The 22,265-nt window shown below is 73.9% G+C and carries 24 protein-coding genes; 16 read left to right on the top strand and 8 right to left on the bottom strand.

The window, feature by feature from the left end; genetic code table 11:
- Positions 1-53 precede the first annotated feature (53 nt).
- Positions 54-401, bottom strand: coding sequence for a tetratricopeptide repeat protein (locus ACFW47_RS23750; protein ID WP_217248996.1), 348 nt, complete (start codon positions 399-401; stop codon positions 54-56).
- Between the two features lie 258 nt (positions 402-659).
- Here ACFW47_RS23750 and ACFW47_RS23745 point away from each other — a divergent pair, with 258 nt between their 5' ends.
- A complete protein-coding gene (locus ACFW47_RS23745) occupies positions 660-1,109 on the top strand; it encodes a DUF523 domain-containing protein (protein WP_386306952.1) in 450 nt (149 codons plus the stop codon).
- A 66-nt stretch (positions 1,110-1,175) separates the two neighbouring features.
- Here the strand turns inward: ACFW47_RS23745 and ACFW47_RS23740 are convergent, their stop codons facing one another.
- Entirely contained in the window at positions 1,176-1,835 is a 660-nt protein-coding gene (locus ACFW47_RS23740; protein WP_386277696.1) for a hypothetical protein, read from the bottom strand.
- Positions 1,836-2,294: 459 nt separating this feature from the next.
- Between ACFW47_RS23740 and ACFW47_RS23735 the strand changes: the two genes are divergently transcribed.
- Both ACFW47_RS23735 and ACFW47_RS23730 read left to right on the top strand, forming a co-directional pair.
- Complete coding sequence (locus ACFW47_RS23735; RefSeq protein ID WP_386306950.1) at positions 2,295-2,846, top strand: DUF2269 domain-containing protein; 552 nt, start codon at positions 2,295-2,297, stop codon at positions 2,844-2,846.
- On the top strand, positions 2,843-3,844 hold the full coding sequence (locus ACFW47_RS23730) for an NADPH:quinone reductase (protein ID WP_386306948.1): 1,002 nt from the start codon (positions 2,843-2,845) through the stop codon (positions 3,842-3,844). The genes ACFW47_RS23735 and ACFW47_RS23730 overlap by 4 nt, the downstream gene beginning before the upstream one ends.
- A 61-nt stretch (positions 3,845-3,905) precedes the next feature.
- Here ACFW47_RS23730 and ACFW47_RS23725 read toward each other — a convergent pair whose 3' ends face one another.
- Positions 3,906-4,706 (bottom strand): thioesterase family protein, encoded by an 801-nt coding sequence (locus ACFW47_RS23725; RefSeq protein ID WP_386306946.1) that lies wholly within the window; start codon positions 4,704-4,706, stop codon positions 3,906-3,908.
- Between the two features lie 239 nt (positions 4,707-4,945).
- Here ACFW47_RS23725 and ACFW47_RS23720 point away from each other — a divergent pair, with 239 nt between their 5' ends.
- From ACFW47_RS23720 to ACFW47_RS23700, 5 genes are all read left to right on the top strand, one after another.
- Positions 4,946-5,176: a DUF2945 domain-containing protein gene (locus ACFW47_RS23720; protein WP_386277688.1), complete on the top strand. Its 231-nt coding sequence runs from the start codon at positions 4,946-4,948 to the stop codon at positions 5,174-5,176.
- 5 nt (positions 5,177-5,181) lie between these two features.
- Entirely contained in the window at positions 5,182-5,514 is a 333-nt protein-coding gene (locus ACFW47_RS23715; protein WP_386277686.1) for a DUF3140 domain-containing protein, read from the top strand.
- Positions 5,515-5,534: 20 nt separating this feature from the next.
- Complete coding sequence (locus ACFW47_RS23710; RefSeq protein WP_386277684.1) at positions 5,535-5,990, top strand: hypothetical protein; 456 nt, start codon at positions 5,535-5,537, stop codon at positions 5,988-5,990.
- 52 nt (positions 5,991-6,042) lie between these two features.
- On the top strand, positions 6,043-6,549 hold the full coding sequence (locus ACFW47_RS23705; protein WP_386306944.1) for a MarR family winged helix-turn-helix transcriptional regulator: 507 nt from the start codon (positions 6,043-6,045) through the stop codon (positions 6,547-6,549).
- Between the two features lie 155 nt (positions 6,550-6,704).
- Entirely contained in the window at positions 6,705-8,798 is a 2,094-nt protein-coding gene (locus ACFW47_RS23700; protein ID WP_386277680.1) for an MMPL family transporter, read from the top strand.
- A 15-nt stretch (positions 8,799-8,813) separates the two neighbouring features.
- On the opposite strand, the gene ACFW47_RS23695 is transcribed toward ACFW47_RS23700, so the two are convergent.
- Together ACFW47_RS23695 and ACFW47_RS23690 are read right to left on the bottom strand one after the other, a co-directional pair.
- Entirely contained in the window at positions 8,814-9,239 is a 426-nt protein-coding gene (locus ACFW47_RS23695; RefSeq protein WP_386306943.1) for a TIGR03618 family F420-dependent PPOX class oxidoreductase, read from the bottom strand.
- Between the two features lie 122 nt (positions 9,240-9,361).
- A complete protein-coding gene (locus tag ACFW47_RS23690; RefSeq protein ID WP_386277676.1) occupies positions 9,362-9,586 on the bottom strand; it encodes a hypothetical protein in 225 nt (74 codons plus the stop codon).
- Positions 9,587-9,799: 213 nt separating this feature from the next.
- Here ACFW47_RS23690 and ACFW47_RS23685 point away from each other — a divergent pair, with 213 nt between their 5' ends.
- Both ACFW47_RS23685 and ACFW47_RS23680 read left to right on the top strand, forming a co-directional pair.
- On the top strand, positions 9,800-10,801 hold the full coding sequence (locus ACFW47_RS23685) for a mechanosensitive ion channel family protein (protein WP_386277674.1): 1,002 nt from the start codon (positions 9,800-9,802) through the stop codon (positions 10,799-10,801).
- A 131-nt stretch (positions 10,802-10,932) separates the two neighbouring features.
- Positions 10,933-11,568, top strand: a complete 636-nt coding sequence (locus tag ACFW47_RS23680) for a class I SAM-dependent methyltransferase (RefSeq protein WP_386306942.1) — start codon at positions 10,933-10,935, stop codon at positions 11,566-11,568.
- 484 nt (positions 11,569-12,052) lie between these two features.
- On the opposite strand, the gene ACFW47_RS23675 is transcribed toward ACFW47_RS23680, so the two are convergent.
- Positions 12,053-13,243, bottom strand: coding sequence for an amidohydrolase (locus ACFW47_RS23675; RefSeq protein ID WP_386277670.1), 1,191 nt, complete (start codon positions 13,241-13,243; stop codon positions 12,053-12,055).
- Between the two features lie 174 nt (positions 13,244-13,417).
- On the opposite strand from ACFW47_RS23675, the gene ACFW47_RS23670 reads away from it, so the two are divergent.
- The 6 genes from ACFW47_RS23670 to ACFW47_RS23645 all read left to right on the top strand — a co-directional run bounded on the left by ACFW47_RS23670 (position 13,418) and on the right by ACFW47_RS23645 (position 18,873).
- Complete coding sequence (locus ACFW47_RS23670) at positions 13,418-14,884, top strand: aminotransferase class I/II-fold pyridoxal phosphate-dependent enzyme (protein ID WP_386277668.1); 1,467 nt, start codon at positions 13,418-13,420, stop codon at positions 14,882-14,884.
- Positions 14,885-15,015: 131 nt separating this feature from the next.
- Positions 15,016-15,201: a hypothetical protein gene (locus ACFW47_RS23665; RefSeq protein WP_272588904.1), complete on the top strand. Its 186-nt coding sequence runs from the start codon at positions 15,016-15,018 to the stop codon at positions 15,199-15,201.
- 21 nt (positions 15,202-15,222) lie between these two features.
- A complete protein-coding gene (locus tag ACFW47_RS23660; protein WP_386277665.1) occupies positions 15,223-15,930 on the top strand; it encodes a hypothetical protein in 708 nt (235 codons plus the stop codon).
- Positions 15,927-16,868, top strand: coding sequence for a DUF6895 family protein (locus tag ACFW47_RS23655; RefSeq protein ID WP_386306941.1), 942 nt, complete (start codon positions 15,927-15,929; stop codon positions 16,866-16,868). The genes ACFW47_RS23660 and ACFW47_RS23655 overlap by 4 nt, the downstream gene beginning before the upstream one ends.
- Positions 16,865-17,785: a DUF6895 family protein gene (locus tag ACFW47_RS23650; RefSeq protein ID WP_386277661.1), complete on the top strand. Its 921-nt coding sequence runs from the start codon at positions 16,865-16,867 to the stop codon at positions 17,783-17,785. The genes ACFW47_RS23655 and ACFW47_RS23650 overlap by 4 nt, the downstream gene beginning before the upstream one ends.
- Positions 17,782-18,873, top strand: coding sequence for a serine hydrolase domain-containing protein (locus ACFW47_RS23645; protein ID WP_386306940.1), 1,092 nt, complete (start codon positions 17,782-17,784; stop codon positions 18,871-18,873). Before ACFW47_RS23650 ends, ACFW47_RS23645 begins: the two co-directional genes overlap by 4 nt.
- Positions 18,874-18,940: 67 nt before the next feature.
- Here ACFW47_RS23645 and ACFW47_RS23640 read toward each other — a convergent pair whose 3' ends face one another.
- On the bottom strand, positions 18,941-20,314 hold the full coding sequence (locus ACFW47_RS23640; protein WP_386306939.1) for an alpha-lytic protease prodomain-containing protein: 1,374 nt from the start codon (positions 20,312-20,314) through the stop codon (positions 18,941-18,943).
- A 205-nt stretch (positions 20,315-20,519) separates the two neighbouring features.
- Positions 20,520-22,181, bottom strand: coding sequence for an alkaline phosphatase D family protein (locus ACFW47_RS23635; protein WP_386277654.1), 1,662 nt, complete (start codon positions 22,179-22,181; stop codon positions 20,520-20,522).
- Positions 22,182-22,265: the final 84 nt, after the last annotated feature.

Raw genomic sequence — 22,265 nt, 5'->3', positions numbered from 1 at the left:
GGTGGGTACGGCGCCGTACCCACCGCTCGCCCGGTTCACCGCGGCGTGGTCGCTCAGAGCCCCGCGAAGTCGCCCGACAGGGCGGCGGCGATCCGCAGGTGCGTGTCGGCCTCCTCCTGCCGCCCCTGCCGTTCGAGCGTGCGTCCCAGCATCAGCCGGGCGTACTGCTCGACGGGGTCCCGCTCGACGAGGATCCTCAGCTCGGCCTCCGCGCGCCGCAGCTGGGCCGAGTGGTAGTAGGCGCGTGCCAGCAGCAGCCGCGGTCCGTTCTGCTCGGGCACCTCCTCGACCAGCCCGCCGAGGACCCGCGCCGCGGCGGCGTAGTCCTTGGCGTCGAAGAACATGCCCGCGCGCTCCCAGCGCTCCGCCGGCGTTCCGTGGTCGTAGTACGTCGTGTCCACTCGTGACCTCCTTCGGTGTACCGCAACCGACATCGGTGGTTGGACATTCCAGCAACGCGGGGGCGGGCTTGCCGGAGGGTGCCGACGACACCCCGTTGCACCGTGCTCTCGGTCCCAAGCTGCAACGCTGGCGCGCTGCCGGCGATCGGGCTCGGACTGCGGGTGCTGAACAAGGCGGTGATGAAGGCGCGCCACGAGACCTGAGCGGCCTGCTCGCCCCACGGCCGCGCCGGGTTGCGCGGGTCCTGGAGTGAGGGCATGGAAACGATCCTGGTCAGCGCGTGTCTGCGCGGGGTGCCCTGCCGGTTCGACGGACGCCACAAGGCGTCGCCGGAGGTCGAGGAGGCGGTGGCCGGCCGAACGGTCGTGTCCTTCTGCCCGGAGGTCGCGGGCGGGCTCGCCACGCCCCGGCGGCCCGCCGAACTGGTCGGCGGCGACGGGCACGACGTCCTGGACGGCACCGCGCGCGTCGTGGAGGACACGGGGGACGACGTGACGGCCCAGTTCGTCGACGGAGCGCGCCGCGCACTCGAGACGGCGCGGCGCAACGGCTGCACGCAGGCCCTGTTGATGCCCCGCAGCTCCTCGTGCGGCCGGGCCGGCGTGTACGACGGTTCGTTCACCGGGGAACTGGTGCCGGGTGACGGGGTGACGGCCGCGCTGCTCGAACGGAACGGCATCACCGTACGGCGTGCGCCCGCGCTCTGACGCCGGCCGGAGGGCCGGCGCCCGGGTACGGGCGCGAGCGCCGGCGGCCCGCTCCGTCGGTGCCTCTCAGGCACCGAGGGGGTGGAGGACGAACTCCTCCCAGGAGCCGGTGATGTCGGCGGAGCGGGCACGCAGGGCGTACTGGAGCGAGCCGGTGTAGCCGTTCTCCATGGTCACGAAGAGACCGTTCAGCGTGGACTGAAGCGCCCAGCGGTCCAGGCTCTCGCTGTAGTACAGGGTGAACCGCTCCCAGCCGCCCACGCTCGTGGAGCGGGCGCGCAGCACGTTCTGCGCGCTGCCCGTGTAGTTCTTCTCCACCGCCACGTACCGGTTGTTCGCCAGGGACTTCAGCGCGTACGTCTGGGTGGTCTCGTCCCACTCGAAGGCGAAGCTCTCCCAGGAGCCGCCGAACTCTGCCGAACGTGCCCGCAGGACGCCGGTGTTCGGGGCGGGGTAGTTCACCTCGGTGGCGGCGAACCGTCCGTTGGCGACCGACTGCACGGCCAGCAGCTCGGGCTCCGCGGCCGCGGCCGCGTCCCCGGCGGCGAGCGGCGCCCGCCGCGCGTCCGCCTCCTCGCTCAGGCGCGCCAGCTCGGTGGCGTCCACCGCCTCCCAGCCGGCGGGCACGCCGCCCGGCCGGTCGGCCGACGGAGCCGCTCCGGCCGCCGGAGCGGACACGGCGGAGACCGCCAGCAGGGCGCTGAGGGACAGAAGGACGGAGGTCATGCGTCTCACGGAATTCCTCGGCTTTCGTCACATGGGACCGGGGTGGCGAGGGAAGGGCCCGCGTCGTGCGTGCGGGAATCGCAGCCCGTGCACGCCTACGTGAATTCCCGGATTCTTCCGCCCCCCGACGACTGCGTCGGCGTCCCTCCCCGGACGCGTCGGCAGCGGCTGCGCCACCTCGGCGAAGCGGTTCAAGAATAGTGATCTCCAGACGTTTTCCGTAGTGCTCCGCGACTTTTTCGTACGAGGTCGGCCAGAAAAGCGCCGCATTTCGCATTCCGCAATGTCCAGTTAATGCGTGGGACGCTTCTCCTTTTCGCCGCGGTCACCTCGCCGGCCGGAACGGCGGGGCACGACCCCGGACGTACGCCCCTCCCGGTGTCCTACGCCCGCGTCGGTACACGCGGTTACTCCCGTCGCGGGACGCCCGGGCGGCCGTCGCCCGGCACCGTGGGCGGTGTGAAACTCAGCCGTCCCGCACGCCGGGCCTCCCTCGTCGTCCACGTCGTCGCCTCCGCCGGCTGGCTCGGGCTCTCGCTCGGACTGCTGGCGCTCGGACTCACCGCCGCCACCACCGCGTCCCCGGTCGCCGTGGAAGCCGGTGTCCGCGCCATGAAGCTCTTCGCCGACTGGCTCCTGCTGCCGCTCGCGTTCCTCACCCTCGTTAGCGGAGTGGTGCTGGCCCTGGGGACCCCCTGGGGGCTGGCCCGGCACCGGTGGGTGTTCACGAAGTTCTGGCTCACGCTGGCCACGACGACCGCCACCGTCCTCGCACTGCGCCCCGGGGTGAACGCGGCCGTGACCGAGGTCGCCGCGGGCGGCACGCTCCCCGACGCGGGCGACGTGCTGTTCGGACCGGTCGTCTCGCTGTCCGCCTACGTCTTCATGACGGTGATCTCGCTCCTCAAGCCCTGGGGCCTCACCCGCCGCGGCCGCAGGCTGCGCGCGGCGGCCACACCCGCCGGCCGGCAGGCCGCGGTACCGCCGCCCGTTCGTAGCATGAGGCCATGACCGACGAAGTCCCCGACGTCATGCGCGCGGCGTACATCGAATCCGTCGGCCCGGCCGACCACATCCGTCACGGGGAGCTGCCGGTGCCGGCGGTCGGACCCACGGACGTGCTCGTGCGGGTCGAAGCCGTCGCCGTCAACCCCGTGGACACCTTCGTACGCTCCGGCGCGTACGCCACGCCGCTGCCCTTCCCCTTCGTCGTGGGCCGGGACCTGGTGGGCGAGGTCGCGCTGGCGGGCCCCGGCGCCGCGGGCTTCGCCCCCGGGCAGCGGGTCTGGTGCAACAGCCTCGGGCACGCGGGCCGGCAGGGCTCCTGCGCCCAGTACGCGACGGTCGCCGCCGACCGGCTCTACGCCGCCCCGCCGGACATCGCCGGCGAGGATCTCGTGGCGGCCGCGCACCCGGCCGCGTCGGCCTGGCTGGCGCTGTTCCGGCACGCCCGGCTCGGGGCGGGGGAGACGGTGTACGTCGGCGGCGGCGCCGGGAACGTCGGTGGAGCCGCCGTGGCACTGGCGGTCCGCGCCGGGGCCCGCGTGGTCGCCACCGCGCGGGCCGAGGACGCCGAGGCGGTACGGGCCCTGGGCGCCGCCGAAGTACTCGACCACCGCGCGCCCGGCCTCGGCGAGCGGGTGCGCCGGGCCGCTCCCGACGGCTACGACGTGCACCTGGACACCTCCGGGCACGCCCTGCTCGCCGACTCCGTGGAGGCACTGGCGCACGGCGGGCGCCTGGTCGCGATGGCCGGACTGGGCGGCGGGGCCGCCGAACTGCCGGTGGGGCGGCTCTACACCAGGGACGCGAGCATCGTGGGCTTCGCCATCAGCAACGCCACGGCCGCCGACCTCGCCGACGCGGCGGACGGCGTCGTCCGCCTCCTGCGCGACACCCCCTGGCGCCCACGCGTCGCCGGCCGACTGCCGCTGTCGATGACGGCGGACGCCCACCGCGGACTGGAGGCCGGCGAGGTGCGCGGCCGGCTGGTCCTCATCCCCTCTTGACCGTCTCTTCCGCCCGGCTGCCGGGGCGCACCACGGAGGGGGCCCGGGACGCGCCCCTCGCTCATGGCTGCGGACGGACGGTGAGCATCTGCTGGGCGTGGCCCACGGGGCCGTCGAGGTCGTGCAGCACCGTGCTGGTGATGCCCTGGCCGGTGGGGCCGAAGACCACGGTGGTGTCGAGGCCCGTCCAGCGACCGCGCGGCGCGCGGTGCAGGTGCAGGGTCAGGTCGACGTTCGGGAACATCCACTCCGCGGGCGACTGCCGCACCGCGATCCCGTTGGCCGTGTCGACCAGCGCCACATAGGACGCCAGCGGGCTCGCCGTCTCGCCGGCGACCAGTTCGAGGCCGGTGGAGACCCAGGCGGTGGTGCGGCCCGGCCGGGGCGGGGCGAGCGGACGTACGTCCAGGGAGGCGATGTAGCCGCCGGGCCACTGGGCGGCCATGGGCCAGGGCGCCAGGTTCCGGGGCGGGGTGAGCGGGTCCGCGGCACCCGCGGCGACCGCTTCTGTGTCCACGTCGGCGAGCAGCCAGGCCCTGGCACGCGTCACCGAGCGGCCCGAGATGAACACGGTCGCCTCGACCAGCTCGATGGTCCGGCCGGGCCGGACGGTCTCCACCCGTATCTCGCACTCGTCCAGCGCCGGCCGGCCGAGGATGTCGAAGCTGATCCGGCTGAGCGACATGGCCGCACCGGCACGTCCGGCCAGATGGCGGTCGACGGCGTGGACGATCAGTCCCCCGAGCGGGCTGAAGTGCTGCTCGTCCGCGCTCCACGCGCCGCCCGCGTGCTCGGTGGGCTTGTAGCGGTGCTCGTCGATGCGCTCGTAGTAGCTGTCCGGGGTGGCTGTGCTGGTGTTCAACGGGCTGCTCCTGGAACGGCGGCGGTGACGGGCGGGGCGGTGGACGGCGGCACCGGGGCCAGGATAGTTCGGGCGTGAACGACGGTTCCGGCGCCCCGTCCGAGTGGTGTGACCCGCGCGCGGGGTCCAGGCTGGGGTGGAGGAGCGAGGAGGCACGCGATCGCGCAGCCGGGCACCGCCCTGCCCCCACGTCCCGGCCTCCCTCACCCCGAGCGACGCGCGAGCGAAGGAGCACCGGGATGGCGAAGAACCGCGACGGCGGCGACGGCCTCGAGAAGGGCGACAAGGTCGCCTGGAGCACCCACGGCACCGAGACCGAGGGCGAGGTGGAGAAGGAGATCACTGAGCGGACCGAGGCCGCGGGCCGCACCGTCGACGCCTCCTCCGACGACCCGCAGTACCAGGTCCGCAGCGACAAGTCGGGCAGGTCGGCCGTGCACAAGCCGTCCGCGCTCAAGAAGAAGAAGTAGGCGCCGTGGACGCCGAGGAGCGGAAGAAGACCTGGGACGAGTTCCGCGAGCTGGTGAACATGACACCGGCCGACCTGGAGAAATGGCTGGCCTCCGACCGGTCGCGGGACGCCGGTCAGCACAAGGACGGTGGAGAGTCCACCGGGCACGCCTCCGGCCGCCGCATCGTGGACATCCTGCGGACCAGGAAGAGCGACCTCTCGGACGACGACCACCGGCACATGCGCAAGGTCGTCGGCTACATCCGCCGCCACCTGGCCCAGCGCCCCTCGGGCGACGTCGAGGACACCCGCTGGCGGTACTCGCTCATGAACTGGGGCCACGACCCGCTGGCCTGACCGGAAGGAGAACACCCGGCATGGAAGACCCGCACCGGCGTCCCGAGGGCGTCAGCGACGGCACGGTGGCGGCCCTCGGCTCCCTGTCCAAGGCGCTGGAGACGACCGAGCGCGCCCGGGGCCACCTGTTCTCCTTCCACCAGCTCACCGGCACGGCCGACCTGGAACTGGACCGCGCGGTGCGGCTGCTGCGCGAGGCGGGCCACCCCGAATGGGCACAGCGGGTGGAGGAGGAGATCCTCGGACGCAACGTCATCCCCGGCCACTGGACGTTCCAGATCGTCGAGGCGTACGACCGGACGTACTACGAGGCGTTCAAGGCCCTGGAACGCGAGGCCGTGGACCGGCTCGCCGAGGGCCGCGACCACCTGTACGAGGCGGAGATGAAGGAGGACCGCCGCACCCGCGGCCACCCGGACCACACGGCGCGTCCCGACAGCCCCGGCACCCGCCCGCCGAACGGCCCGTTCACCTGACGTCCGGGGCGCTGCGCACGGCGGTCCCCCGCCCCTTCTATACGCTGATCGCGTGGCGACAGCGAACCAGCGCGGACAGCACGCGAACGAGCGGGGGACCGGCACCGGGCCCGAGGCGGGCGACCTCCAGGCCCTGGCCGTGCAGTTGCGGCGGATGAACGGCGAGATCAACCGCCTCGTGCAGAGCTTCGCCGGCACCCACGGCCTGCACGCCACCGACGTCCAGGCGCTCGCGGCGATCCTCGACGCACGCGAGCCCATGACGCCGGGGCGGCTGCGCGAGCATCTGGGCCTCACCTCCGGCGCGGTGACGGCGTGCGTGGACCGGCTGGAGCGCGCGGGGCACGTCCGCCGGGTCCGGGAGAGCGCCGACCGCAGGGTCGTCCACCTGCACTACGTGCCCGACGCACGCGCCGCGGCACGCACGTACTTCCGTCCGCTGGCCGACGCGGCGGCCACCGCCCGCGCGCGCTTCGACGACGCCGAACTGGCGGTCGTGCTCCGCTTCCTGGCGGCGATGAACGAGGAACTGGGCCTGGTGCGGTCGGAGGACCGCTGATTTCCCGGCGCGTGGCGCATCCGGAGGACGGGCCCGGGCAGTAGTAGGCATGGCACGACACGGACTGCGTCCCGCAATTAGCTCAATCATTGAGACTGTTTATGATCGAGACGGTTCCGCGCCGCTGAGACCTGAGACCTGGAGACCTGAAACCGATGGCCAACCCCTCCCGACGGGCCCGCTGGCTCGTCCCCCTCGTCCTGCTCCTGGTCTGGCTCGGCATCGGCGGCACGCTCGGCCCGTACGCCGGGAAGCTCGGCGAGGTCGCCACCAACGACCAGGCCGCCTTCCTGCCCCGCAGCGCCGAGTCGACGCAGGTCATCGACGCACAGCAGGCCTTCCAGCAGGACGAGACCCTCCCGGTGATCGTCGTGTGGACGGCGGACGACGGGGGCGCCGCCGCGGGACACCGGGACGCGGCCACCCGTTCGGTCGCGGGCCTGGAGGGCGAGCCCGGCATCGTCGGTCCCGCCTCCCCGGCCGTGCCCTCGCGCGACGGCGAGGCCCTGCAGGCCGTCGTCCAGGTCGAACCCGGCCTCGGTGACCGCCTGCCCGACGTCCTGGAGCGCATCGAGGAGGCCGCCGGGCAGGTGCCCGGCACCCGCGCGCAGCTCGCCGGACCGGCCGCCTCACAGGCCGACCTCTCCGACGCCTTCTCGGGCATCGACGGGCTGCTGCTCGGCGTCGCACTGGTCACGGTGCTCGTGATCCTGCTGCTCGTCTACCGCAGCGTTCTGCTGCCCCTGGTGATCATCATCAGTGCCGTGTTCGCGCTGGGCCTGGCCTGCGCCGTCGTCTACGCCCTCGCCGACCGCGACGTCGTCCGCGTCGACGGGCAGGTGCAGGGCATCCTCTCCATCCTGGTCATCGGCGCCGCGACCGACTACGCGCTGCTGCTCACCGCCCGCTTCCGCGAGGAACTGCCCCGCCACCCCGACCGGTTCGCCGCCGTCCGTGCGGCGCTGCGTGCCTCCTGGGGAGCCGTCGTGGCCAGCGCGGCCACCGTCGCCCTCGGGCTGCTGGCCCTGCTCCTCAGCGACCTGACCAACAACCGCGCGCTCGGGCCGGTCGGCGCCATCGGCATCGTCTGCGCGGTCCTGAGCACGCTCACCTTCCTGCCCGCCGTCCTGGTCCTGCTCGGCCGGGCCGCCTACTGGCCGGCCAAGCCCGTCCGGGCCGGCGACCCGGAGGCCGGCCACCGCCTGTGGCACCGCGTCGCCGAGCGGGTCGACCGCACCCCGCGCCGCATCTGGGCGATCTCCCTGGCCGCGCTGGTCGCCTGCGCCGCCTTCGCGCCGACCCTGACCGCCAAGGGGGTGCCGCTGGACGAGATCTTCGTCAACGACGCCCCCTCGGTCGCCGCCCAGCAGACCCTGGCCCGGCACTTCCCGGGCGGCTCCGGCAACCCGGCCGTGATCATCGCCGACGCCGACCGGCTCGACCCGGTCCTCGCGGCGGCCCGCGACACCGAGGGCGTGGCGTCCGCCGACGCGGTGACCGCCTCCGGCCGTCCCGGAGGCGGCGAGCCCAAGGCGGTCGACGGGCGGGTGCGGATCGACGCGACGCTGCAGGCTCCGGCCGACAGCGACGCGGCCAAGAAGACGGTGGCCCGGCTCAGGACGGCCGTCCACGACGTGCCCGGCGCGGACGCGCTGGTCGGCGGCTACACCGCCCAGCAGTACGACACCCAGCGCACCGCCGAGCACGACCGCACGCTGATCGTGCCCGTCGTCCTCGCCATCATCCTGGTCATCCTGATCGTCCTGCTGAGGTCCCTGCTGATGCCGGTGCTGCTGGTGGCGACGGTGGCCCTGAACTTCGTGGCGACCCTGGGCGTCTCGGCGCTCGTCTTCACCCACGTGTTCGGCTTCAGCGGCACCGACGCCTCCGTCCCGCTGTACGGGTTCGTGTTCCTGGTCGCCCTGGGCGTGGACTACAACATCTTCCTCATGTCCCGGGTCCGGCAGGAGTCGCTGGAGCACGGCGTGCGGGAGGGCATCCTGCGCGGGCTGACCGCCACCGGGGGTGTCATCACCTCGGCCGGTGTCGTGCTCGCCGCCACCTTCGCGGCCCTCGGGGTGATCCCGCTGGCGTTCCTGGTGCAGATCGCCTTCATCGTGGCCTTCGGCGTGCTCCTGGACACGCTCGTGGTGCGCTCGCTGCTGGTGCCGGCGCTCGCCCGGGACATCGGCGCCGTCGCGTGGTGGCCCAGCAGCCTCGGCCGTCGTCCACCGGTCCGGAGCGAGTGAGGAACCCGGCGGGGATTACGCCTCCGGGGTCCTCGCGAGAGGGCGCACGGTGCCGAGGAAGCGCCGTACGGCGATCTCGACGACGACCCGGTCCGGGTTCGCCCGGGGCCGGCGGTAGCGGTCCGCGTACCGGGTCTCGGCGTCGCGGACCGCCTCGGCGTCGTACCGTACGGTCGCCACGCCCTCGAGCGTGGACCAGCGCCTGCCGTCGGCCTGGCTCACGGCCACGACGGGGGCCCCCGCCCGCTCGACGTTGCGCACCTTCGCGGTGCCCCGGCTCGTGATGACCCGCGCGGTGCGGGTGGCGTGGTCGTACGTCACCCCGACCGGGACCAGATGTGCAGTGCCGTCGGCGCGCGGTGTCGACAGGAAGCACACCCGGCGCTCCTGCCAGAAGGCCACGAACTCGGTGTCCTCGTCGGGCAGTTCCCCGGTGTCCATCCGCTCTCCTCGCCCGAGTCGCGCGACCGCTGTCACGCGCTGCGTCCACCTCGGGCACTTCCCCACCCTACGACGCGCGTGCGCGGCGCCTTCGCGGACCCCGCCGCGCCGGACGGCGGACGTCAGGCGGCGTGCCGGCCCGGTGTACGGCCTTCCGCCGCCTCTTCCCGGCGCCGGGCCGATGAGGCTTCGGCGGCCTCGTCCCTGCCGCCCGGGAGCAGCCGCAGATGCCGGCGCCGGGCGTGCCGGGGTGGCTCCGGATCGCCGAAGAGCCGGTCCTCCAGGTACGTCATGGTGAACAACAGCAGCCCCAGTCCGGGCAGCAGCAGGACGGCAACGGTAACCACGCCGCAGGTCCCCCCTCCGCTGTGGATGACTCCGTTCCGGGTGCCCGGGCCGGCGCCGGTGATGGGCCGTCGGCGAGTGAGGATGGTGCAACGGTCGGACATAAAGGGCAAGTGGGGGAAGGGTGATGAGTGGCCGGGCCTCATGTTCGAGCGCCCCGTGGGTAGGCGCGCCCGACGGCGAACACGACCCCCGAGGACGGAGCACCCCAGCCGATGTCGCACACCGCACCACCCACCGGACCGAGCACGGACGCGCAGTCGGCGGCCTCGTGGTCGGACTGGATCGGCGACCACACCGCCGCACTGATCGGGATCCCGCTGCGCATCGCGCTCATCGTCGTGGTCCTGCTGGTGCTGCGCGCGGTGGCCAAACGGGCCATCACCCGGGTCGTCCAGCGCGTGCTGGAACCGCCGTCCGGCGAGCCCGAGACCAGCCGGCCCCGGCGTACGGGCCGTGGGGCCGCCGTACTGCACCGCGACCGCTCCCGGGCACGGCAGCGCCGCGAACAGCGCGCACGCACCATCGGCTCCGTCCTCAGCAGCGCGGTGACCATCGTGCTCTTCATGGTGGGCGTGGCCATGGTGCTCGACCAGGTCGGCATCGCGCTGGGACCGCTGCTGGCCAGTGCCGGGGTGGTGGGCCTCGCGATCGGCTTCGGCGCGCAGAGCCTGGTCGCGGACTACCTGTCCGGCCTGCTCATCATGATCGAGGACCAGTACGGCGTCGGCGACTCGGTCGACCTCGGGGAGGCCGTCGGCGAGGTGGAGCACGTCGGTCTGCGGCTGACGCACGTCCGCGACCTCAACGGCGGGCTGTGGCACATCCGCAACGGCGAGATCCTGCGGGTCCGCAACGACAGCCAGGAATGGGCGCGTGCCGTCCTGGACGTCGCCGTGGCCTACGACGCCGACCTCGACACGGTCCACCGCGTCCTGGAGGACACCGGCCGCGCCCTGCGCGAGGACCCGGACTACGCGGACGTGCTGCTCGAGGACCCGGTGGTGTGGGGCGTGCAGTCCCTGGACGCCGACGGTGTCCTCGTGCGGCTCGCGGTCAAGACCGTGCCGCTCCAGCAGTGGGGCGTCACCCGCGAGCTGCGCCGCCGGGTGAAGGACGCCCTGGACGAGGCGGGCATCGACATCCCCTTCCCGCAGCGGACGGTGTGGGTGCGCACGGACGCCGGGGAGCCCGGGGCCGACGCCCTGGCGCGCTGATGCCGGGGCGCGGCTTGCCGGAACAGCAAAGACCTTTGTCGTTCCGGCTCCCGCGGGTGCAGCCTGCACGCAGGGCGCGTGACCGTCTCGCGCCCGGCCGGGCAGACGGCCCGTACGCCCCAGGAGGCATCATGGCCGACACACCCGCGACGGCTCCCGCCGCGGAGTTCTGGGAAGCCCGCTACCGCGACAGCGACCGCGTCTGGAGCGGCCGCCCCAACGAACTGCTGGTCCGCGAGGCGAGCGACCTCACCCCCGGCACGGCGCTGGACCTGGGCTGCGGCGAGGGCGCGGACGCCGTGTGGCTGGCCTCACGCGGCTGGCGGGTCACCGGCGTGGACATCTCCGGCACCGCGCTCGAACGCGCCGCCGGACACGCCGCGGACGCCGGGGTCGGCGACCGCGTCGCCTGGGAACGCCACGAGCTGGGCAAGTCGTTCCCCGAGGGGTCCTTCGACCTGGTGAGCGCCCACTACCTGCAGTCCCCGGTCGAACTCGACCAGCGGACGGTCCTGCGCGCCGCCGCGCGGGCCGTGGCACACGGCGGCACCCTGCTGCTCGTCCTGCACGCCGGCTGGCCCTCCTGGCAGACCGAGCCGCCGTTCGACGCCGTCTTCCCCACCCTGGAGGGAGTCCTCGCCGAACTGGCCCTGCCGGCCGACGAGTGGACCGTAGAGACCGAGGAGACCGTCCGCCGACCGAGCGCGTCCCCCGAGGGTGTCGAGGGCTTCCGAGAGGACCACGTCTGGCGCCTGCGCCGAGCGTGAGCCCCGCGCGCGCCCCGGCCCGCGTTCCCGTGACCCGCCCGGTGCCCGAGACGGCCTCAAGACGCAGCGCGCCACGGGATGGGGCGGGGTCGCTGCGTGAGCGTGCTGACCGGCGGCTGGGTGTGAGACCGGTTCGGGTTCCGTTCCGGTCCGTGTGGTCTGCTCGGACGACCTGCTTCCCGCGGGCGGGGAGGTCCGCGCGTGGTGCGTGGGCGAGGCCGCCCGCGGCGGCCCAGCGGGACGGAGCCGAAAGCGGCTTCGTGGTGTCGCGTGCGGGCGGGACTGCCCTGCGAGTGCGTGTTCCGGGCGCGCGGACCCGGCCGGGTGTGAGCCTTGCTTCGGGTTCCGTTGTCGGTCCCTGCCGCCCGCCCGGTGCCCGACGGCGTCCCAGGGATGCTGTACGCAACGGCGTCCGCGCGCGCGTCGCCCGGTCGCGCGACCAGGCCGCCCCCGAGGCTGTCCGACACGGCGTCGGGACGCCGGATCAGCGCTCCGCCGCCTCCGCCGCGCGGTGGGCCGCCCAGGCCTCGGCGCGCAGTTCGGGGCGGAGCAGGACGTCCGCCGCGGTGCAGGCCAGCGCGGCGGCCGCGGCGACGGCCACCCCGCGGGCCCGCTCCGAGGCGGCGGCCTCGGCGAACTCGGGGGTGTGGTCGGAACCGTCCTCGCCCATGATCGCCACGAACGGGTGAACGGCCGGCACCCGCACACTCACGTTGCCGATGTCCGAGGACCCCAGGTGCACGCCCGGCACGGGCGGCGTCAGCGTGATCCCCGCCCCGGACAGATGCGCCGCGAAGCGGTCGGACAGCACCCCGCTGTCCCGGAAGTGGTCGTAGCGGACCGTGGCGCGCTCCACCTCGGCCCGCGTGCCGGTGGCCCGGGCCACCCCCTCGGCGCACTCGCTCAGCTGACCGATCAGCTCGTCCAGCGCCCGTGAGGTGGCCGCCCGCAACCCGAACAGCCCCTGGGCGTACTCGGGCACGATGTTGGTGGCCGTTCCCCCGTGCGTGACGATGCCCTGCACGTGCGAGGCCTCCGGCAGCCGCCGGCCGACCGCGCCCAGCACGTTGAACAACTCCACCAGGGCCGCCAGCGCGTCGATGCCCTCGGTCGGGTTGCCCGTCGGGTGCGCGGCCCGCCCGTGGAAGGCCACCCGGTACTGCACCTGCGCGGTCAGCGGCGCCCGCCGCCAGTCGTACACCCCCGGGTGGAACATCAGCGCCGCGTCCACCTCGTCGAACACCCCGGCGTCCACTTCGAGGACCTTCCCGCCCCCGCCCTCCTCGGCGGGCGTGCCCACGGCCATGACGCATCCGGCGCGGCCGCCCAGTACCGCGTGGAGAGCGAGCGCCGCTCCCAGGCCCGCCGCCGCGATGAGATTGTGGCCGCAGGCGTGGCCGAGGCCCGGCAGGGCGTCGTACTCCAGCGGCAGCGCCACCGCGGGGCGGCCCTGGCCCGAGCGCGCCGCGAACGCGGTCGGCATCCCCGCGACGCCCCGCTCCACCGCGAAACCGGCACGTTCCAGCTCGCCCGAGAGCAGGGCCGCCGCCCGGTGCTCGGCGAAGGCGTACTCGGGGTCGGCGTGCAGCCGCAGCGCGACGTCCCACAGGGCCCCCGCCCGGCCGGCCACCTCCTGGCGGATGTCCTCGTGGACGTCGTCGAGCGTGCGGGTCACGCGGCCTCCTCGGGTCGGATGCTCCGAATGCGTGCCGTTCCCGGGTTCCACCGCCCGGCCGCCGCGACACCAGCCTGGTTTCCGCGTCGGGGCGGGTGCAATACGTTCCATGCGCCGCGCGGCCGCGAGCCTGCGGAACCGGACGGCGCGCCCCGAACCGACGTGGGAGGAACGATGGATCACTCGCGGGTGCCCGTACTGGAAGCGCTGCAGGACTTCCGCCGCCGGGGGGACATCGCCTACGGGCCGCCGGGACACAAACAGGGCCGCGGCGTCGACCCGAGGGTCGCGGAGATCGTCGGCATGGACGTCTTCCGCTCCGACGTCCTCTCCCTCAACGGGCTGGACGACCGCCGCCAGTCCCAGGGCGTGGTGAGTCGCGCCCAGGAACTGATGGCCGACGCGGTCGGCGCCGACCAGGCCTTCTTCTCCACCTGCGGCAGCTCCCTGTCGGTCAAGACCGCGATGCTGGCCGTGGCCGGCCCCGGCGAGAAGCTGCTGGTCTCGCGCAACGCGCACAAAGCGGTGGTCGCGGCCGTCGTCGTCAACGGCGTCGAACCCGTCTGGGTGCACCCGAAGTTCGACACCGAGCGGCATCTCGCCCACCCGCCCGAGCCGGACGACGTACGCCGCAAACTGGAGGAACACCCGGACGCCAAGGGCATGTTGCTCATCACGCCCACGGACTGGGGGACGTGCGCCGACATCGCGGGCGTGGCCCGGGTGTGCCACGAGTTCGACGTCCCCCTCATCGTGGACGAGGCCTGGGGCGCCCACCTGCCGTTCCACTCCGGCCTGCCCGCCTGGGGCATGGACACCGGGGCCGATCTGGTGGTGACCAGCGTCCACAAGATGGGCGGCGCCATCGAGCAGAGCTCCGTCTTCCACCTCCAGTACGACCGGGTCTCGCCCGAGGTGCTCAAACAGCGCGAGGACCTGCTGGGCACCACGAGCGCCTCGACCCTGGTGTTCGCCACGCTCGACGGCTGGCGCCGGCAGATGGTCGAGCAGGGCCGTGAACTGCTCGGTGCCGCGCTCGGCCGGGCGGAACGCGTCCGCGCCGCGGTCGCCGCCATGCCGGGGCTGCGCCCCATGGGGCAGGAGGTCGTCGACGCCGGGCTCGCCGCCGCCTACGACCCGCTCAAGATCGTGATCGACGTGCGGGAGCTGGGCGTCAGCGGCATGCAGGCGACCGAATGGGTGCGGGACCACTGCCACGTCGACCTCGGCGGCTCCGACACCTGCCGCATCAGCGCCTCGATCACCCACGCCGACGACGACCGGACGGAGGAGGTGCTGCTGGACGCCCTGCGCGCGCTCGCCGACGGGGCGGACTCCATGCAGCGCAGGCCGCCGGTGCGGCTGCCCGAGCCCTCCGCGCTGGAACTGGAACAGGCGATGCTGCCGCGCGCGGCGTTCTTCGCCCCGGTGGAGCACGTGCCCGCCGAACGGGCCGCCGGGCGCATCTCCGCGGAGATGATCAGCCCCTACCCGCCGGGTGTGCCCGTCGTCGCCCCCGGCGAGGTCATCACCGGCGAGGTCCTGGACTACCTGCGCAGCGGCGCGGACCACGGCGTCCTGATCCCGGACGCGGCGGATCCGTCGGTGCGGACGCTGCGGGTGGTCCGCGCCCCGCACTGAGCGGATGGACGCAGCATGCCCGATTTGTTGAAGAAGTGACGGAATGGGTTTTTTGAGAAGAGAGGCATGCTTTGTGGCTTACCGGACACCTGTGGTGTGAAGGCCTTTGGCTACCAGAGGGAGATGGTGAAATGCCTTCCAAGGACAAGGTGCTCGAGGAAGTCCGCACCGAGAACATCGACATCGAAGCAGTACTCGACCCGACCGAGCCCGACGGAGTCTTCCGCGACAGCCGCGAGTGCGCCGCACTCGCCCTGCAGTCCGGAGGCACCACCCTGCTGCTTTCGCCGCCGACCCCGCGCCCCAAGAAGGGTTGACGGACCGACGGGAGCAGTGAGATGGAGCAGTCGAGCACGTCAGCCCTTCTCCAGGGAACGGTGCTGGACCTCGCTTCCGACGTGGTCTCCGCTCTTCGGAGCGGAGACCACGTGCGAGCGGGGGGCACCCTCGCGGCAGGCGGATCGGGTGACGGCGTCGCACGCGCGGCGGTGCGTGTCCTGGGCGCCGACCTGCTGCTGCCCACCACCCTGTTGGGACTTGAGCCCGACCCCGGCCAACTCGCCGTGTTCCAGGACGCCGTGGCGGCCCATCCGCCCCGCGGCGACGCGGCCCCGGCCGTCGCGTGGAGCCACTGGGCGATGACCCGGGCCCTGCGCCGGCTGGGACAACCCCCGAACGACCCGCTCGCCGCCGAGGCGGGCGCGGAACCCGATGCCCGCTGGCTCGACGGCGCCGGCTGGCAGTACCTGACCCACCAGCTCGCCGTCCTGGCCCCGCTCGCGCTGCCCGGCGAGGACAACGCGGTCATGCGCGCCGCCCGCCGCCGCCCGGTGGACGTCGCCCGCGGCTTCGTACGGGCGGTACGCCGCCGCGACTGGCAGCAGGCGGCCGGAGCCGGACGCTGGCTCACCCTCCTGGACGGGGTGCCCGCCACCCTCGGCCTGGAGGCCGGCCTCGACTTCGTACGGCTCATGGGCGGCGGCGACCCCCGGGTGGCCCTCCAGCTGGAGGCGGCGCGGCTGATGCCGGCCGGAGTGCTCCTGTGAGCGCCCGGCGGGTCGAGGAGGCCGCCCTGGACTGGGTGTGGACCCACCGCGACCGCTTCTCGCTCGGCGAGGACGCGCTCGCGGCGGACGGCCAGGTCAACCACACCTGGAAGCCGCTGGGCGAACTGGCCCAGGTGTGCGCGTCGGTGTCCGCCCGCACCCCGGCCTCGGACCCGCTGCACGCACCGGTGGCCGAGCTGCTGGACTTCGCCTGGCAACAGACCCGCGAGGGCGAGATGTTCCCGCTGATGCAGTCGCTGGAGCCCTTCGCCACCTACCCGTTGGAGGTCTACGCGGCCTTCGCCTCGGCCGGCTACCGCCACCCCGGCTACGAGGCGTCCGCCGCCGTGGTGGCCCGCACCCGCGGCTGGCGGCTGACCGAGCAGTACCCCACCCGGCGGCTCGGCGTCATCGAGGCCGAGCGGCGCAGCGGTCTGCGTCCGCACGGCGGGGTGCCGCAGGCGCTGGACCGCACCTGGCTGGGCGGCCTGCCCGAGCCGTGGACCTTCGAACGCGCGGCCGGATATGCGCTGACCCACGTCGTCTTCCACCTCACCGAGTGGGGCCGCACCCCGCAAGGCGTGCCACCGGACCTGACGGACTACCTGCGGCACTGGCTGCCGCCCTGGCTGGACACCTGCCTCGACGCCCGCATGTACGACCTGAGCTGCGAGCTGCTGGCGGTGGCGGCGAGCCTCCCGAGCCCGCCGGAGCCGGCCGTCCTGGAGGACGCCTGGCACCGCGTCGCGGCGGCACAGCACGCCTGCGGCGCCGTCCCCGAGGAGGGCGCCCTCCAGGACGCCGCCCCACCGGGGCAGGAGGGCCCCTACGCCTTCACCGACTGCTACCACTCCACCCTGATGGCGGTGTTCGCCGCGGCCCTCACCACGGCACCGGTGCGCGACGCGGACCACGCCGGACAAGGAGTGCCCGGATGACGGACACCCGACTGATCCACCGCGTCGGAGCGGGCGCCCTGGAGTGGCTCTGGGCCCACCGCGACGGCTTCCGGCTGGAGCCGGACGTGGACCCCGAGATCGGCTTCCTGGAGCGCTTCAAGCCGATCGGCGAACTCGCCCTGATCTGCAAGGTGCTCTTCCGCGAGGGCGTCGCCGGCTCCCGGCAGGCCCAACTGGCCCGCCAACTGCTCGACCACGTCTGGCGGGACACGCTGGACGGCGGCCGCATGCTGGTGCGCGGACAGCGCGTCGAACCGTTCTCACCCGTGCCCTTCGAGGTGTACCTGCCGTTCAAGGAGCTGGGCTACAGCCAGCCCGAGATCGAGCGGGCCACCGTGCTCAACCACCGCCTGGACAGCTGGACGCGGTTCCCCGTGACCCCGACCCGGCGCCTGGGCCTGTCCGCCTTCCAGCGCCGCTTCGGCCTGCCGGCCCGGCCGCCCGAGGCCGACCTGGTGGGCACCACCTGGCTGGCCGGCACACCCGAACCGTGGACGGTCGAGGGCCACACCGCCTACGACATCACCCACACCGTCTTCCACCTCACCGACTGGGGCGAGCGGTCCGACGGCCTGCCGGAGCCCATCGCCGAATACCTCGCCACCTGGCTGCCGGTCTGGATCGACGACTGGCTTGACCTGGAGCGCTGGGACCTGCTCGGCGAACTCCTCGTCGTGGACGCCTGCCTGCCCCGGCCGACCCTGGACGAACCCGCGTGGCGGGCCTTCGCCGCAGCTCAGCAGCCCGACGGCGCCATGCCCGCCGTACGGACGATGCCCGAGGGAGACCCCGACACGGTGTTCGACATCGTCTACCACCCGACGCTGGTCGCCGCCTACGCGTCCGTGCTGGCCACCTCCCGCGCCCTCAGCGAGCTGGCGCACAGCTCCTCATGACGGCCCGCCCCGCGCCCTGGCCGGGCGACCCCCACGACGAGGACGAGCACGTCCCGCCCGCGGCCGCGTCCCCCGGGCCGTCCGACGAGGGGGCCCTGCGCGACCGGCTGGCCGAGGCCGTCGACGCCTCCGACGCGCCCGACGCCGTCTTCGCCGTCTCCCGGCAGGGCCGGCGCACCCTCCACAGCGGCGGCACGGCCACGCCGCCCGCCGTCGAGCGGGAGGACCTGCGCTACGAGATCGGCTCGGCCTCCAAGACCCTCACCGGACTGCTGCTGACCCTGCTGATCCGGCGCGGCGTGCTCACCGGCGCCGAACCGGCCGCCGCCTGCCTGGACCCCGGCCGCCCGGCCGGCCCGCACCCCGTGACCCTCGCCCACCTCATCACCCACACCTCGGGACTCCCGGCCCTGCCCGCCGACTTCGTCCCCCGCGCCCTGCCCGCCTGGCGCACCAACCCCTACGCCCGCTACCCGGCCGAACGGCTGACCGGCGCCTTCCTGCGCCACGGCCCGCGCCACCGCCCCGGGACCCGCTGGCACTACTCCAACTACGGCGTCTCCGTCCTCGGACACGCACTCGCCGCCACCACCGGCAGAACCTGGGAGGAGCTGCTCACCGGGCAGGTCCTGCGCCCTCTCGGCCTGAGCGGCACCGCCCTGTGCGCGGGGGACGAGAAGACCGACGCCACCGGCCACCGCAGGGACGGCCGGACCCCGGTCCCGGCCTTCGACGCGGGCGGCTTCCAGGCGGCGGGCGCCGTCCGGTCCACCCCGCACGACCTCCTCACCTTCCTCGAGGCCCACCTCGACCCGGCCCGCTCACCGGCGGCCGGCGCGCTGCGGGCGGTACGCGTGCCGGTGCTCCGTCGCGGGCTGGGCCACCGGCACGTGCACACGGTGGCGTGGTTCCGGCACCCCACCGACGGCGGACCGATGTACTTCCACAGCGGCGCCACCCTCGGCCAGCAGGCGTTCCTCGGATTCCGCCCGGACACCGGCACGGCCCTGGCCGCGGTCTGCACCCGCCGCTTCCGCGCCCGGGACCCGTTCATCGCCACCGCCTACGCGCTCCTCGCCGGACCATGACGAGGGCGCGGGGCCGCCGCCTCGCACGGCGGCCCCGCGCCCGAGCCGTACGCCGGCTCACCCTCCGTCAGACGCGCTGCCACAGGGCCGGCGTCGCCTCGGGCGACCAGACGCCCTGCGCCTGGTGGTTCTGCAGGCACCGGTAGCGCTGCCCCGCGTGGGACACCGTGGCCCCGACGTCGTAGACCCGGCCCGCGGCCCACGCGTCCGCCGCCGCGTTGTCCTGCGGTGCGGGCGTTCCCGCCTCGGCGGAGGTGGTCCTGAGAGTGAGGCCGAAGTCGCTGAGCAGCGGATTGATCGGCTGGTAGAAGGTGGTCCCGCCGTTCGTGCAGTCACCGGAGCCGCCGGACGTGGTGCCCTGCGCCTGGGTGCCCGCGACGAAGGGGCCGCCGGAGTCGCCGGGTTCGGCGCACACCGTGGTCTGGGTCAGGCCGTCGACGGTGCCCTGCGGGTAGCTGACGCTCGTGTCGTGCTGCTGGACCGTGCCGCAGTGCCATCCCGTGGTGGAACCGGACCGGCAGACGGACGCGCCGACGAGCGCCTCCACCGAGCCGTCGATCTGCACCTTCTGGCCGCCCTCGCCGTTGATGTCCGGGGTGGCGGTCCAGTCGGCGTTGACGCCCACCCAGGCCATGTCCTTGCCCGGGAAGGTGGACGCCTGGAAGGTGCCCTGGTCGGTCTCGTCGGCTCCGGTGGTCGTCGCGCCCGGCTCGCCGCAGTGGCCGGCCGTGGCGAAGCCCTGCTGCTGGTCCTTGGTGACGGAGAAGCCGATGGAGCAGCGGGCCTGGCCGTCGATGTAGTAGGCGTCGCCTCCGACGAGGTCCTTGAACACCCGGGGGCGGTCTGCCGAGACCCGCACGCCGACGTCCTGGTCCTCGACCCCGGCGGCCCCGACGAAGTCCGCGGCGGCCGACTCGCTGGTGGCCTGTACCACGACCCGGTTGGTCCGGACGTCGACGAACCAGACCGGTGTCTCGTGCGACCCGGCCCGCGCGGCGGCGGCGTCCAGCTTCTCCTTGACCGAGCGGAGCTCCGCCAGCCCCTTGTCGACGACCGCCGCCTCGGCGCCCTGGGCCTCGATGGCGGCCGTGTCCGCGGCGTCGGTGGTGGCGACGGTCAGTTCGGCGGAGGTCGCGCCGCTCACCCAGGCCCCGGCGAAGCGGTCGCCCAGCATGTTGCGCAGCATGCCCGCGCGGGTGCCCGCCTCCGCCTCGTTGACCAGCCTGGCCGACGCCTGGGCCGGCGTCAGCCCCAGGTCCCTTTGCATGGCGCTCAGCACCTGTGCCGGGGGTTTTCCCGCGCCGGGCGTCCGGGCTGCGGACACCGGCCCCGGAGCGGGCGGCGGGGCGGCCGACGCCGCGGCGGGGACTGCGGTCAGGACCAGGGCGCCGAGCGCGGTGAGGGCGGCGCGGCGGCTGCGCGCGGCATGTCTGCCGACCATGCGATGTGCCTCCTTCGAGGGCTGTGCGAGACAGCGGGTGTCGGTGGGTGACCACGGGTCGTGGTGCGGGTCCGGCGAAGTCACAGTCCTTGCCGGTGGGGTCCGCGGCCATGTCCGGACCGGGCGTCTTTCGCGCGATGGGGGACGCGTCGGGTGCCAAGTGCAGTACGCGGGCGCGCTGGCCGGACCGGAACCGGGCAGGGCGTCAGGCGGGGGTCAGCCCCGGATTGCCCGCCTCGGTGACGAAGGACGCGGCGGTGGTGACGGGGGCGCCGGGCGTGCTGATGGCGGAGACCGTCCGGAAGTCGAGGCGGGTGGCCTGGCGGCCGATTTCGGCGCGGACGTACCCGCGCTTGCCGTTGTAGAACTTCATGTGCGGGTTGGCCCGCATGTACAGGTCCCAGTTGGCGGGCTGCTCCACGCCGTCCCGGCCGCTGGCGACCGAGGTGCAGGTGACCTCCGTGCCGACGGTGGCCGACGCCGGGTCGTCGAAGTCCTCCTTGACGTCGAGGGCGTAGCCCACGTGCACGTCACCGGTGAGGATCAGCCAGTTCTCGATCCCGGCGGCCTTCGCTCCGGCCACGACCCGGTCGCGCGAGGCGCGGTAGCCGTCCCAGGCGTCCATGGAGAGCGCGGCGTCGGCGGTCACGTCGAACTTGCGCTGGGAGAAGCAGACCTGCTGGGGCATCACGTTCCACAGCGCCGTCGAGTTCCGCCAGCCTTCCAGCAGCCACTGCTCCTGCGCCGCGCCGGTGATGGTGCGCGCCGGATCGTCCGACTCCGGCCCGGGGGCGTGCGGCCGGTCGTCGTAGGCCTGGTCGGAGCGGTACTGCCGGGTGTCGAGGATGTCGAACTGGGCGAGCGTGCCCCAGTGCAGCCTGCGGTAGAGCTGGGCGTCCGGGCCCTGGGGCAGCTGTGCGGCGCGCAGCGGCTGGTTCTCCCAGTACGCGCGGTAGGCGGCCGCCCGCCGCAGCAGGAACTCCTCCGGAGGGATGCCGTTCTCGGGGATGTCGTCGGCGTAGTTGTTCTCGGTCTCGTGGTCGTCCCAGGCGACCACGAAGGGGTGCGCGGCGTGGGCGGCCTTGAGGTCCTCGTCGCTCTTGTACAGGGAGTAGCGCAGCCGGTAGTCCGCGAGAGTCATGGTCTCGCGGTTGAAGACGTCGGGCAGCACGAGGTCGGTGTAGCGGCGCTCGCCGCCCGACGGGTTCACGGCGTATTCGTACAGGTAGTCGCCGAGGTGGAAGACCACGTCGACGTCGTCCTGGGCCAGGTGCCGCAGCACGGTGTAGTAGCCGTCCATGTACGCCTGGCAGGCGACGGCCCCCAGCCTCAGCGTGGCGGCGGCGCTGCCCGCCGGCGGCGCGGTGCGGGTACGGCCCGCGGGGCTGATCCAGGCACCGGCCCGGAAGCGGTAGTAGTACACGGTGCCCGGCGTCAGGCCCTGCACATCGACGTGCACGCTGTGGTTGTACTCGGCGTGCGCTTCGGCGGTGCCCCGGAACAGGACGGCCGCGAAGTACTCGTCGAGGGCCACCTCCCACTCGACCGTGACCCGCTCCGTGCCCATGCCGCCGTCCTCCAGGAACGGCTCGGGCGCGAGCCGGGTCCACAGCAGCACCGAGTCCGGCAGCGGATCACCGGAGGCGACGCCGAGCGTGAACGGGTCCTTGGTGATCCGCGCGGCGCGCTCGGGGGCGGCCACCGCGCCGCGGGCCGGGGTGTTGGTGGAGAAGGCGAGCGCGGCGGCGGCCGCGGTGACGGTGAGGAAGCGCCGGCGGGCCAGGTGCCGCGCGGCGGCGCCCATCACGGCGTCGTGCGGGGAGAAGGCGTGCTCGGCCAGTCGGCGGTGACGGCCCGTGGGCGCCATCTGGTGTCCTCTCGTACGGGGCGGGCGTCCTGCCCGGGATGCGCGGACCCCGCATGCTAAGCAGACAAAACGCCTGAAACCGGC

Source organism: Streptomyces sp. NPDC058796 (assembly GCF_042745235.1).
Taxonomy (GTDB): domain Bacteria; phylum Actinomycetota; class Actinomycetes; order Streptomycetales; family Streptomycetaceae; genus Streptomyces.
Note: the sequence above shows the minus strand (reverse complement) of the source record. Positions and strands in the feature narration are given on the sequence as shown.